This window comes from Pseudoalteromonas sp. C2R02 (assembly GCF_018860845.1).
GTDB lineage: Bacteria > Pseudomonadota > Gammaproteobacteria > Enterobacterales > Alteromonadaceae > Pseudoalteromonas.
On record NZ_JAHKQC010000008.1, the window covers coordinates 123,884 to 137,444 of the forward strand.

The 13,561-nt window shown below is 34.5% G+C and carries 9 protein-coding genes; 3 read left to right on the forward strand and 6 right to left on the reverse strand.

From position 1 onward, the window contains the following. Positions 1-61 precede the first annotated feature (61 nt). The 3 genes from KO527_RS01320 to KO527_RS01330 form a co-directional block, all read right to left on the reverse strand. Entirely contained in the window at positions 62-1,546 is a 1,485-nt protein-coding gene (locus tag KO527_RS01320; RefSeq protein ID WP_216038596.1) for a hypothetical protein, read from the reverse strand. A gap of 110 nt (positions 1,547-1,656) precedes the next feature. Beyond that, positions 1,657-3,147 (reverse strand): tryptophan halogenase family protein, encoded by a 1,491-nt coding sequence (locus KO527_RS01325; protein WP_216038597.1) that lies wholly within the window; start codon positions 3,145-3,147, stop codon positions 1,657-1,659. Positions 3,148-3,230: 83 nt separating this feature from the next. Then, entirely contained in the window at positions 3,231-6,017 is a 2,787-nt protein-coding gene (locus KO527_RS01330; RefSeq protein ID WP_216038598.1) for a TonB-dependent receptor, read from the reverse strand. 714 nt (positions 6,018-6,731) lie between these two features. On the opposite strand from KO527_RS01330, the gene KO527_RS01335 reads away from it, so the two are divergent. Further along, a complete protein-coding gene (locus KO527_RS01335; RefSeq protein ID WP_216038599.1) occupies positions 6,732-8,348 on the forward strand; it encodes an alpha-glucosidase family protein in 1,617 nt (538 codons plus the stop codon). Between the two features lie 113 nt (positions 8,349-8,461). Then, positions 8,462-9,475: a CDP-glycerol glycerophosphotransferase family protein gene (locus tag KO527_RS01340; RefSeq protein ID WP_216038600.1), complete on the forward strand. Its 1,014-nt coding sequence runs from the start codon at positions 8,462-8,464 to the stop codon at positions 9,473-9,475. Between the two features lie 31 nt (positions 9,476-9,506). Here KO527_RS01340 and KO527_RS01345 read toward each other — a convergent pair whose 3' ends face one another. After that, the gene (locus KO527_RS01345; protein ID WP_216038601.1) at positions 9,507-9,908 is read right to left on the reverse strand and encodes an adenylyltransferase/cytidyltransferase family protein; all 402 of its coding nucleotides are present in this window, start codon (positions 9,906-9,908) and stop codon (positions 9,507-9,509) included. Between the two features lie 15 nt (positions 9,909-9,923). Beyond that, positions 9,924-10,988 carry a CDP-glycerol glycerophosphotransferase family protein gene (locus KO527_RS01350; protein ID WP_216038602.1) on the reverse strand — a complete coding sequence of 355 codons (1,065 nt, stop codon included), beginning with the start codon at positions 10,986-10,988 and terminating at the stop codon, positions 9,924-9,926. A gap of 123 nt (positions 10,989-11,111) precedes the next feature. Between KO527_RS01350 and KO527_RS25745 the strand changes: the two genes are divergently transcribed. Then, positions 11,112-11,975 carry an adenylyltransferase/cytidyltransferase family protein gene (locus KO527_RS25745; protein ID WP_252733321.1) on the forward strand — a complete coding sequence of 288 codons (864 nt, stop codon included), beginning with the start codon at positions 11,112-11,114 and terminating at the stop codon, positions 11,973-11,975. A 59-nt stretch (positions 11,976-12,034) separates the two neighbouring features. Here KO527_RS25745 and KO527_RS01360 read toward each other — a convergent pair whose 3' ends face one another. Continuing rightward, on the reverse strand, positions 12,035-13,324 hold the full coding sequence (locus tag KO527_RS01360) for an NCS2 family permease (protein WP_216038603.1): 1,290 nt from the start codon (positions 13,322-13,324) through the stop codon (positions 12,035-12,037). Positions 13,325-13,561: the final 237 nt, after the last annotated feature.

A 13,561-nucleotide genomic window follows, 5' to 3' on the forward strand; every position in this document is an offset into this window, starting at 1 on the left:
ATTAATCATCTTTAACATTCATTTTCCTGCAATATAAAGCAAAAAAATACTTAAATTAATTTTAATCTTCTTCTAACGCACTGAGCATATCAACTAACTGGGATAAATGGCTAAATCTCACATCAATTTCAGAATCCTCACTGCCAAATTTTTTCCTTAATTCTGCTAAATTATTTTGAGCCGTTAATGTTTGTGTTTTCAGAAAATCTAGCATGGGATCTTTGTCATCTTCCTCTACTGGTTGTGATTGTTTTTGTACTTCTCTAAATTGCGCTAATGTAAACTCTTGGTTTTGAACTTTTTCAATAAGTGCATCAATTTGCCCTAATGAATCTTCGGAACCAAACCAGGATACAAATGCTTCTAATGTTTCTTGCTGTTTTATGGCTTTAGCCTCTGATGTGACAGCATCTAATTTAGTTTCCAATCCTTGATTCAAATTACGCTGATCAGCTAAATCAAATTGACTGATACTAGATACCTCGCCATTTTCTTTTAAAAACACACCTGATTTTTGTATCGTGCCTAAAGCATTATTGTGATCATCTTTTAAAGTAAAGTTATTATCATTGCTACCTAAATAAATCGCGCCGACTCCAGCATCTTTAAAAGAAGTTAATTGCATTTCTCCTTGATCGTTTAAATGCCAAATCTGTAATTGTTCAAAAACAGCATCATTCTCATCAATCCACATATTGCCGTCATCGTCGTGTACGGCAAGTTCTTTAAATCCTTGGCCTGATACTCCACCAAACATCTCAGAGCCGTTATTAATATCACCGTCTTGGTTTTTATCTAATACTAAAAAACCAGAGCCTTGACCGATAAAGGCTAAATTTTCTTTGTCACCATCATTATCGATATCAAAATCAAATTTAACTTTCGAAAAACTAGGTCCATTTCCTGCTAAATCTAATACTAGAGGGTCATACACTAAGGGGCTGGTAGTATTTGAAATATTAAGTTGCTCTTGTTTAAAATAACTTCGATCCATTGAAAGCGCGAGATCAAAATTAATCGTGCGACCATCAGCTAACGTTACCTCACCTTGGGCTTGAAAAGACATTGTTTCTTGCTCGTATTCAATAAAATGAGACGACATAAAAAACTGACCAGTTTGTAAAGCTTCACTTGTTTCAAAACTAGCTGATTCACTTACGCCTTGTATTGAGTCTTGATTTAAATTTAATGACCGATTTTGTGTATTTAAAATTGCATTTTCAGAATTTAGTTCAAAGGAAGTTAATAATATATTTTGACCGACAAAATCTGAAATTAAACTTTCTATATTAGTTTCATTACGTAACGAATATGAATTTTCACCTGATATATTGGAAGAAGAGAGTTGTCGATTTCGGTTGGCTGCTATTTCTCTAGCTGTATAAGTGTATTGTGTTTCTACAACAGAAATAGTGTCGTTACGCTGTATACCTTGTTGGCTTTCGGTATTTCGAGTTGCAGACGAAATAATTTGATTTTGTTCAAAGTTACGAGAATGTCGCGAATGATCAACAGCCATATCAAGCCGATAATTATCAATTTTCATATCAATACACATCCGTGGTAGTGAGTTATAAATATATAATTCTATATCGGCCGTAAATTTGACTTTGTGAGTAATATTTTCCTTTAAAGCTAAAATCGTAAAGTTTAAAATTATAAAGTTTTTAAACAATCACGATGTGAGGGTAAGCTATCTACGGTACGACCTATTAATATTTTTAAATTTGTCATTAACTCTGAAACTTGATCGACTGATAACGAGTTAGCAATAGGATGATAATCTTGCGGTATTAAATTTTGGCCTATCATCACTTGTTGCCAAGCTATTTCTGTAAAAAGCGCATCCTGCTCACGAAATACTTTACCTGATTGCTCAAACAGCGCCATTTTTTTTGTCAGAGTATCAGGTACTTCCATTCGCTGACATGCTCGCCAAAAGTCACTATCATCTCTTTGATTTAATTTGTAATGTAAAATGATAAAATCTCGCATCATGTGAGACTCTTTCTTAGATTGGCGATTAAACTCGATGACTTCTGCTGATTTAATCCCATTATGAGGAAAGAATTTAAGTAAACGAATTGCTGCGGTTTGAATTAAATGAATATTCGTTGATTCTAAGGGTTCAAAAAAGCCACTAGACAATCCAATAGCAACTACATTTTTATGCCACTGTTTTCGACGAACACCTGCTTTAAAGGGGATCACTTTAGGCTCAGCTAAAGGTTTGCCATCTAACTGAGACAACAACTTATCTTTAGCTTGTTCGTCTGTCATATATTTACTTGAATAAACCAAACCATTACCAATTCTATGCTGTAAAGGAATTCTCCATTGCCAACCTGATTCATGTGCAGTTGAACGGGTGTAAGGCGTTAACGGCTCAACTGACTCACACGCCACAGCAATTGCACGATCACAAGGTAGCCAATGTGAATAATCTTCAAAGCCAGTACTTAAAGCACCTTCAATCAAAAGCGCTTTTAGACCTGTGCAATCTATAAATAAATCTCCATTAATTTTTTCACCATTTTCAAGAGCTAGACTTTTCACATAGCCATTTTCATTATTTAAATTAACTTGATTTACGATACCTTCTATACGAGTGACGCCCATATTCTGACTAAACTTACTTAATAACTTGGCATATAGTCCTGCATCAAAGTGATAAGCATATTCAATACCAGGTAAATTTGTACCTTCGATACTAGTTAATTTTTTAAATTTATTGTGTTTCGCGGCCTGATAGTTAAGTGAATAATCCCAATAACTTGATGTATCTCCATTTTGTTTGGCTTTTAACCAAAAGTGATGAAAATCACAAAAAGGAAAATTTTTACCTATGCTGCCAAATGCATGCATATAGCTATCGCCTAGCTTGCCCCAATTATCAAATTCAATACCCAGTTTAATTGTCGCTTTTGTTTCTTTTATAAATGTTTTTTCATCTAAGCCTATCGCATTATTTAAATGAATAATAGGTGGGATTGTCGCTTCCCCAACGCCTATAGTGCCGATTTCATCTGATTCAACAAGTATGATATCAACTGTTTTACTTAATGTTTTTGCCATTAAAGCTGCAGTGATCCACCCCGCGGTACCACCACCGGCTATAATTACTTTTTTAATTTTATTGTTATGCATTGCACTCTCCACACTAACAAAAACAAAAAAGCCCCAGAAACAATCATTTCAAGGGCTTATGTTTATTTTAGTTTAAACTTTTATTAAAACTTGTAGCTAAGGCCAAGTAAATATGTGCGGCCATAATCTTGGTAATCACGTACTTGTAACTTGTTATCACCACTTAAAGTTGTAAACGGTTCTTCTGTTATATTTTGAACTTGCAATGATACTGATAAACCTTGCAGGTTTTCGTTATCAAACTCTTCAAAGCTGTAACCAATTTGCGCATCCCAAATTGTTTCACCCAAGATATCAACTTGTTGTGAATCAAAACCTATGCCGTATACATGACCTTTAAAGTCACTACGTTTACGCATACTTGCACGTGCTTGGAAACCTGATTTTTCATAGTATAAAGTAAAGCTTTGAATCGTATCTGATAGACCTGGTAATTTATAGTCTTCACCATTTTGATCTTTCATATCTGATTCAATACCAGTATGGCTAGCAATCAAACCAAAACCATCTAGAGAATCATTAAATAAATTTAATGGTAATGTCAGTGCTAATTCATAACCCCAAAGGTCACCACCACCGCCATTGACTTTACCACTACCTGTCGCAGTTGAATGTTCAGGAATAATGCCTGTTGCTGGATCTGCAACCCCAGTCATATCCACTTCGTATTTACCATCAAAAATCCACTGGTTTAAGTCTTTATGGAATAATGCAACAGAAAAATAACCTTCATCATCAAAGTAGTTTTCATATGATAAATCGATACCCGTTGCTTCTTTTGGTTCAAGCTCAGGATTACCACCACTTACAGTCCAGTAATTCCCATTATCATCAGGTTTAGTTTGGCTATAACTAGCACTTACAGATGCATTCATATCATCCATTTTTGCACGAGATATGGTTTTAGCAATACCAAAGCGTAAAGATTGTGCTTCATCAATTTGTAAGTTTAGGTTTAAGCTAGGTAATAAATGAGAATAGCTATGACTAATGTCTGTAGGCGAGGCTACTATTAGATCATCACTATTTTTGCTAAAGGCGGTTCCTTGAGATATCTGTTTTGTGTGAACGTAACGTAAACCAACACCACCTGTTAACGCCATATCAGCAATTTCAGTATCAATATCAGCTTGTACATAGGCTGAAGTAATTTCTTCTTTTACTGCCCATGATTTAGTGGCATGTTTATCACTCGTTAGGCTTTCAGCTAATAATGAATAATACCCGTCATCAATAAGGCCTTTAGAATCATAGGCTATCATGTCACCCATGCCAATAAAGTCGAGTGATACTGACCCTTTACGATATTGCTCTGGCACGACTAAAGTGCCAGGAAATGCATTTACAGTCATAAAGTAACCTTCAGACTCTTTTTGCTTTTCTCTCTCTCTACGTGATACACCATAAGTGAGTTTTGATACAAAATCAGACTCAATGTTTTGTGTTGCGGCAAATTTTAATGCTTTCAATTCATCTTCTATTGTTGGTGTATTAATAAAGCCATCTTGGCCTGTATTTTCAAGTGGTGTGCCAGTAATGCCTAAACTATCGTTTAAAGCACCACTCCAACCCCAAGTAAGTGGTCCACCTAATTGAATTAAGCTGTAGTCACTGTAATCCAGTTCATGTGAGAATGTTGCACCTGTATTACCTGAATTAAACTCATAACCAATATTGTCAGCTACACCTTCGCTGTCACCACGACCAGTCCCTGAGTAGCTTTCCATACTCCAAGTTTTACGCTCAACATTTGAATAACTCGCATCTACTTCTAATGACCAATCATTATTTAAGTCATATTGCATATTAAAACCAAATGAAGTTAATTCTGCTTTACGCTCTTCATGGTCATTACGTACAACAACACGTTGACCTTCAGTCATACCTTTGGTGATAAAACCTGATGCTTCGTCAACTTCTACACCTGAAACGCTACCTTGGCCCCAAGCAAATGGCACTTCTATACCACGTAGAATTTTTGTGTCTAAAAAGTCAACATATAAAGCATCAAACGTCATATGTAATTGATCATTTGGCGCAGCTTCAATGACTAACATAGTAGAGTCACGTTCTAATTCAGACGAACGTACAAATGGTTTTGCGCCCCCTAAAATAGAGTATGTTTTACCATCATCAGCTGTCGTTTCTGGGTAACCCCATGCATTCCAACGTTTTTCTTGATTTGGTGAACTCATACTTGAATGTGCAAAGGCAACGCCAATTGTATCGTCAGCGAATTGATCTAAATATGAAAAAGTGCCTCTAAAACCTGAGTCTTCACCATCTGGGTTTAATTTATCAAAGCTGGTTTTTTCAAATTGAGTATTGATTTGAACAACTTGACCATCTTGAGATAAAGGCTTGATAGTTTGCATATCAATCACACCTGCAATACCTTCACCTTCCAGTGTTGCATTAGGCGTTTTATAAACAGTAACACCGCTCATGATTTCAGATGGGTATAAATCAAACTCAACACCACGGTTATCGCTAATTGAAACTTGTTCGCGACCATTAAAGGTAGTGCCGCTTTCATTTTCACCAAAACCACGAATACTCACGCGGCTTGCACGACCATCAAGGCGTTGTGCAGCTAAACCGGGTAAGCGAGCGATTGATTCAGCAATAGATGAATCAGGTAATTTACCAATATCTTCAGCTGAAATTGATTCAACGACATTTGATGAAAAACGTTTCGTATTGATAGATTCAACAATACTACGGCGAAATCCGCGTACTTCTATTACTTCTACTTCTTTAGCAGCTGCTTCTTTTTCTTTTTGTGTTTCTTCTGCTGCGTATGCTGAAACTGAACCGACCCCAGCACTTAATAAAGCGAGTGTTAATATACTTGGTTTGAATACTGACATTTTATTACCCCGAATAACCATTTATTAGTTCCAATTTAAGTGCCATTACAAACTAGCCTTGCACCAAAATGGGTTGCATTTGTTGTCATAAAAATCATAACGGACACATTGCAACTGAGACAACTCACTGCATACGTATTCAGTAAAATTTAGTTACACTTTCATTTACAAGTTAATTACAAACTATACTGCAAAGCACTTAAAAACAAAGCGTAAGCGTTCATTAGTTGCATTTTGATACATTTAGACATCACTAACAACATTTTGCGATAGGTTATATATAGCTTGCAGTTACATTTAATTAATTATAAATCACAAGTCAAAATAGAAACAATAACTCATAACTTGGTAATTATAAAAACACAGTATTTAATTTATTGTTAATTGGTAATACCAATTATTAAATTTTAATAAAGCCATAAAAGTCAGTACAAATCGCATTTACATACAATTTCATAACTAATAAATACACTATTTAAATTCCACTTCGTAAATTGGTCAATATCACTTTAAAAAATAATATTCCTGTTAAAAACCCCCTTTCTTAATATCTTGGCAGCAAGTTTTAAAAATTAATTTTTATGCATACGTATGTAGGGTTTTTACAGGAAAAATTGGATCACGTATGCTTTTTACAAAATCAAATTACTTAATAAAAAATAAGTTAACCGCGATAAAAATATTCCTGGGTTAATGAGGTTTTGGAGAAAGAGTATGGCTAAGCAAGATTGGTGGCAGGGAGCCGTTATATATCAAATTTATCCTCGTAGTTTTCAAGATACTAATAATGATGGTATAGGCGATATCCCAGGAATTATCAGCCGCTTAGACTATATTAAAAGCCTAGGTGTTGATGCGATATGGGTTTCACCTTTCTTTAAATCTCCAATGAAAGATTTTGGTTATGATATTAGTGATTATAGAGATATAGACCCTTTATTTGGCAATATTGCCGATTTTGATGATTTAATAGCGCAAGCTCATCAACGCGATATAAAAATAATTATTGATCAAGTACTCAGTCACACATCAGATCAACACGCATGGTTCACTGAAAGTCGAACTGATTTAACAAATACTAAAGCTGATTGGTATGTATGGGCAAATGCAAAACAAGATGGTACAGCGCCCAATAACTGGCTATCTATATTTGGCGGCCCTGCTTGGCAATGGGAACCTAGACGTAAACAGTACTACTTACATAACTTTTTAACTGAGCAGCCCGATTTAAACTTCCATAATCCAGATGTACGTAAACATGTATTAGATAACATTGAGTTTTGGCTTAAAAAAGGCGTTGATGGCTTTAGATTAGACGCGATTAATTTTTGTTTTCATGATGCACAACTAAGAGACAACCCAGCAAAACCAGAAGACAAACGTGAGGGTCGTGGTTTTAGTGAAGATAACCCATACGCTTTTCAATATCACTATTACAATAATACCCAGCCTGAAAATTTAGGTTTTATGAAAGAGATACGCTCCTTATTAAATAAATACCCAGGCACTGTATCACTTGGCGAAATATCATCAGAGGACTCACTGGCAACTATGGCTGAATATACAGCTGATGGTGATAAACTACATATGGGTTATAGTTTCGAGCTATTAACGGATGACTATAGTGCTAAATACATACGTGAAACAGTACAAGGGTTAGAGTCACAAATGCTAGAAGGCTGGCCATGCTGGGCATTTAGCAACCATGATGTGCAACGCGTTGCTAGTCGTTGGAATAAATCAGGTGTTAACCCTGAGCAAGTCAAAATGCTCACTGCAATGCTAGCATCATTACGTGGCAGTGTATGTATGTACCAAGGTGAAGAGTTAGGCCTAGGTGAAGCTGATGTAAGATTTGAAGATTTACAAGACCCTTATGGCATCACTTTTTGGCCTAATTTCAAAGGCCGGGATGGTTGTAGAACACCTATGCCCTGGACCAATGCACTCAATGGCGACTTTTCAAAAAATAAGCCTTGGTTACCAGTATCAGAGCAACATCTAGAAAAGTGCGCCAGCTCGCAGGAACTAGATGAAAATTCTATGCTAAATGCATATAGAGAATTCTTAAATTGGCGAAAAGATTACCCTGCTTTGGTGGTTGGTACAATTGAATTTATAGAAACACAAGAACCGATTCTTGCATTTTGGCGCCAAACAGATGAACAAAAAATACTATGTTGTTTTAATTTAAGCAATCAAAGTACTGAACTTGAAATACACGATAAAATTAAAAGTACCCAATTGAATCCTTTGTCTCACAACAAAGGTCAATACAAAGCAAATAAGATCACCTTGCCCGGTTTTAGTTGTTTTTATGCTATGTGCTAAATAGCAGTTTCCCCATACAGGCGAGCTTAATGCTCGCCTTTTTTAATTGCCTCGATATTGTTTTTTTGTTACTGTTTTTAGAAGTTTACCTTTCTAAATTTATAAATTAATTCATGATAAAAAGATATCTATTTTTTGTACAACAACCATACAGTTTTGCAATTTTAAGACCCCTTCAAACCGAAATTTTATCTCGTGGTAATGAGGTTGTATGGTATCTAAATGGTAAAAACGTTTCTATTGATAGCTTAAATAATGATGAAAAATATTTAACAAGTGTAGAAGAGGTAAAAAGCTATAATCCAATTGCTGTTTTTGTGCCAGGTAATATCGTTCCTGATTTCTTTCCTGGTATTAAAGTACAAGTATTTCATGGTTTAGAATATAAAAAACAAGGTCATTTTGTGATCCGTGATTTTTATGATTTATATTGTACTCATGGACCACTCACAACGATCCCTTTTAATAAATTAAAAGAAAAGCATAAGCACTTTGAAGTCATTGAAACAGGTTGGCCCAAGTTAGATCCTTATGTGAATTATCAAAAAGTAAATAATAAAAAACCGATATTATTATATGCTCCTACCTTTTCACCTAGTCTAACTTCTGCAACAGATTTAGTTGATGAAATTAAAAAGCTTGCTTTAGGCGGTGAGTATCAAATAAAAATAAAGTTTCATCCAAAAATGAAGCAAGAATGGATAAAGCTTTATTCAGAGTTCAACAATGATAATTTTGAAATTTGTGACGCTGATAATATCGTACCTCTGATACAAGAAGCGGATGTTGTGATCTCAGATACATCGAGTGTTGTAGATGAATCCCTTATTATGGGTAAATGCGTAATTACCTATAAAAATAGCCAGCCACAAGCATGTTTATTAGATTTCAACAAACCAGAAATGTTAGCTGAGATGATTTCCCAAGCATTAAACCTATCAGATGAACAAATAAAATCTATCAGGGACTATGTATCTCAAGTTCACCCTGATCAAGATGGGCAAAGCTCAAGTAGAATCTTAGATGCAGTTGATAAAGTGATAACGCAAGGCGTAAAGAAAAAGCCTTTAAATCTTGTTAGAAAGTACAAGATTAGAAAGGCTTTAAATTATATGAAGTTGAGTTAAGATTTTCTAAGCCAAATAAGTAATATTTTTATTACTTATTTGGAATTGATTTAACCACTTCTATTATTTCTGTTGTAGAGACTGAAGGTGTTCTTGGAAAGTACTTAACTTCGCATATGTTTTTAAACTCATCAAAACGTCCTTCCCAATCATTTCCCATAACAAGTACATCTGCATCGTATTTTTTAATATATTCGCCTTTAAGCTCAAGTGAGTGTTCAAAAAACACTTCATCAACACAACCTAATGCTTTAATGATATGCATACGATCATCTTCACTGTAGATAGGGTTACGGCCTTTTTTAGACATATTCAATTGATCTGAAGAGACACCCACAATTAAATAATCACCCATAGCTTTAGCACGCTCTAAAATATTCACATGCCCAACATGAAATACATCAAAAGTGCCAAATGTTATAATTTTTCTCAATGTAAAAACCTCATATTAATTTTTTTCTAAATATTCAACAATACGCAAAGAAGCCCCACCATCAGTTGGGCCTACGTGGTCTAAAGTATATTGAGCTCTATTTTTAGCAAAGATCTCAGGCTGAGATAGTTGTTCAGGAATTGCATTTAATAGCAAATCATAATTTTTCACATGCAAACCAATATCTTTATACAAAACATTATCTTGACCAAACCGTTTATTGAAACGAAATTTAAATGGCCCTCTATATGACCATTTTAATTTAAAGAAATCACAGACGATTACAGGTTTACCAAGTGCTGAAAATTCAAATAATGTACTTGATGCCTCACTTAATAATATATCTGCATTATGCATAAATGGTAACAATGATATATCTTGTTGATCAGCAACATATACGTTTTTAAACTCTGCCCATTTGTTTAATTTTGCTCTTTGATTTTTATATTGCTCACGTGTATAAGTGAAAGTATGAGGTTTAATTAATACATTATAATCTGAAAAATCTTTTGGCCAATTATCTGGAAAGCGCTCTAATGAACTTGGGTTAAATGTAGGTGCAAACAAAATAGTTTGTTTTGATTTATCTAATCCTAAGACATCAAAATCCAAGCCTTTTTCTTGTTGATTAAAAATAGGATCTAATTTAGAAAAACCAACTTGTACAAACTTGTCGTTCGGATATAGCTCTTTTATCTTTTGTAATCTTAATTGACCTTCCATGAAACGTACTGTCATGGGTGTTGAGGATTTATGGTAATAACTTGGTTTTGGCCCTATCCCATGCCCTAGTTGCGCTGTTTTACTCTTCTTATGCACTTTGTCTAAATAATTAAATGCGTTACCAAAAAATATCCAATCCGGCGTTAACTCACAGTATAAGTCACATGCTTCTTTATCTGAATCAACCCAAATTGATTCTATATTAAGTTTTTTAAAAATATCCTCAAAATCAGCGGATTTATTTTTGTTTTTATAACAAATGAATTTTACTTGATGACCTTGAGATTGTAATACTTCATAAATAGGAAAATATTGTGGTAAATAATAAATATTAACGGTATCAAACAAAACTAACATTGCATAAACTCTGGCTTTAAAAGAGCTATATTAATGGATTTTAAACAAATATACCAACCTCAAAGCTAGACTGTCTTTATATAATTCCTTAGAATTGATTTACTATCAAAAAGAGTAAAAAACATGCCTAATTCGACTTTAAATAAATTTAACTATCCGGATTCTTTAATAAAAACATATCAACATTGGCATCTATTACTCAGACCAAACCAAACGACCCTCGGGTCATTAATTTTAGTTTGCAAAGAAAAAACAACGCAATACTCGGGGATCTCTGATGAAGCAGCTATTGAACAAAAACAAATCATTAAAGAAATTGAAAACGTATTAAAATCGAGATTTAATTACTCTAAAATTAATTATTTAATGCTAATGATGGTCGACCCAGCAGTACACTTTCATATTATCCCTAGATATGAATTTCCAGTTGAATTTTGTGATAGAGAGTTTAATGATAAAAGCTGGCCTGGTGTGCCTGATTTAACCCATGATTTAGCTTTAGATGAGATTTATCAGCATGAACTGCTTAGAACGCTGAAAACAGACTTCTCGTTAATACACGAAGTACAATTAAAACAATCAACTAAAAAATACCACCGTATGTATACATCTGGCTGTTTTGATATTTTTCACCAAGGTCACCTCAATATTCTTAAAAAAACCAAAGCACTGTGTGATTATTTAATTGTAGGTGTATCAACCGATGAGCTCATTATTAAGTCTAAAGGAAGACCGCCTATCATTCCATTTGAAGAAAGAATTTCAATATTAGAAGCTAATAGATATGTTGATGAAGTCATACCACAAGTAGATAAAGACAAGCAGAAAGTGGTAGATGAGTTTCATATAGATGCTATTTCTGTTGGTTCTGATTGGAAAGGTAAATACCCAGCGGTAACGTGTGAAATGGAATATTTTGATTACACACCAAATGTAAGTTCTACTGTTTTAAAGCAGAAATTGAACATTACGCCTAAAGAAAAATAATCAAAGTTTATCTGATAATACCAAAAGCGCGGTTTAATTCCGCGCTTTTTTACTGTTTACTATAAAAATGCAAACTTACCAACAAACATAATTGTTAAAATCCAAACACTCATACTGACCTGATCTTTTTTACCACATAACACCTTAACTGCGGTGTACGATATAAAGCCTAATGAGATACCATGTGCGATAGAGAAAGTCAGTGGTGTCATTAACAACACAACACACACAGGAATGGCATCTGTCATATCATCCCAATTAACAAGTTTAAGGTTAGAAAGCATTAATACTGATACATACAAAATTGCTCCAGCTGTTGCATAAGCTGGCACCAAAGCAGCAAGCGGAGCAAAAAATAACATTAATAAAAAACAAAAACCAACAACAACAGCTGTTAAGCCCGTTCTACCTCCAACAGAAACCCCTGCAACAGATTCTACATAAGAAGTGGTAGTTGATGTACCAAGCATTGAACCAGCAACTGTAGCTGTACTGTCAGCACTTAATGCACGGCCTAATCGAGGTATATTCCCTTTATCGTCTGTTAAACCTGCTTTTTGAGTGACAGCGACTAAAGTACCTGAGGTATCAAATAAATCGACAAACAAGAATGCAAAAATCACACTTAACATTGAAATATCAAATGCTGAAGCGAAATCTAATTGCATCAAAGTAGGCTCCAAAGATGGTGGCATAGATACAATACCTTGATACTCAACTAAACCAAATCCAACAGCAATAAGAGTCACTATAAATATACTAAATAAAACACCACTTTTTATATCTCTATGTAATAAAGCTGCGATCACAAAAAAGCTTAGAATAGCTAATAAAGGCCCTGATGAAGTTAAATCACCCAGCTGAACAAAAGTTGCTGGACTTGCAACTATAATACCAGAATTTTTCAAAGCTATTAACGCCAAAAATGCCCCTATACCTGTTGCAATAGCTTGTTTTAAAACAAGTGGTATCGCATTTATGATCCATTCTCTAATTTTAAAAAGACTTAATAATAAAAATATACAACCTGAAATAAATACAGCACCTAAAGCAGACTCCCAAGAGTAACCCATGCCCAATACAACGCCGTATGTAAAAAATGCATTTAATCCCATGCCAGGCGCCAGTGCTAATGGGTAATTAGCCCACAAACCCATAATAAAACACCCAATTGCGGCAGCAAGACAGGTCGCAACAAATGCAGCACCTTGATCCATACCTGTTTCAGCTAACATTGCAGGGTTAACAAATACAATATAAACCATAGTGATAAAGGTTGTTAAACCCGCGATGCATTCTCGTTTTACCGAGGAGCCCTGTGATTTTATTTTAAAAAGAGATTCAAGCATGAAGTTATTTCTTTTGGTTGTGAAGCATAATTAGATGTGACGCTATTGTAACTTACGTAACACTGGGAGTAAAAATTCTAATAAACACAGCGTTATTAAAGATCTCAATAATGCTTAAATTGATTAGTAAACTAGAATCATAGTATAAAAATAAACTGTGGATATAGCATTATGGATAACATTGAAATAGATTCAGCTAAATTAGATTGCTCTGAAATAGATAGCCCTGAATTAGAT

Excerpts from the sequence above, each read along its gene's own strand:
- KO527_RS01320 (WP_216038596.1), bottom strand. The coding sequence starts at position 1,546 with ATGAAAATTGATAATTATCGGCTTGATATGGCTGTTGATCATTCGCGA.
- KO527_RS01325 (WP_216038597.1), bottom strand. The coding sequence starts at position 3,147 with ATGCATAACAATAAAATTAAAAAAGTAATTATAGCCGGTGGTGGTACC.
- KO527_RS01330 (WP_216038598.1), bottom strand. The coding sequence starts at position 6,017 with ATGTCAGTATTCAAACCAAGTATATTAACACTCGCTTTATTAAGTGCT.
- KO527_RS01335 (WP_216038599.1), top strand. The coding sequence starts at position 6,732 with ATGGCTAAGCAAGATTGGTGGCAGGGAGCCGTTATATATCAAATTTAT.
- KO527_RS01340 (WP_216038600.1), top strand. The coding sequence starts at position 8,462 with ATGATAAAAAGATATCTATTTTTTGTACAACAACCATACAGTTTTGCA.
- KO527_RS01350 (WP_216038602.1), bottom strand. The coding sequence starts at position 10,988 with ATGTTAGTTTTGTTTGATACCGTTAATATTTATTATTTACCACAATAT.
- KO527_RS25745 (WP_252733321.1), top strand. The coding sequence starts at position 11,112 with ATGCCTAATTCGACTTTAAATAAATTTAACTATCCGGATTCTTTAATA.
- KO527_RS01360 (WP_216038603.1), bottom strand. The coding sequence starts at position 13,324 with ATGCTTGAATCTCTTTTTAAAATAAAATCACAGGGCTCCTCGGTAAAA.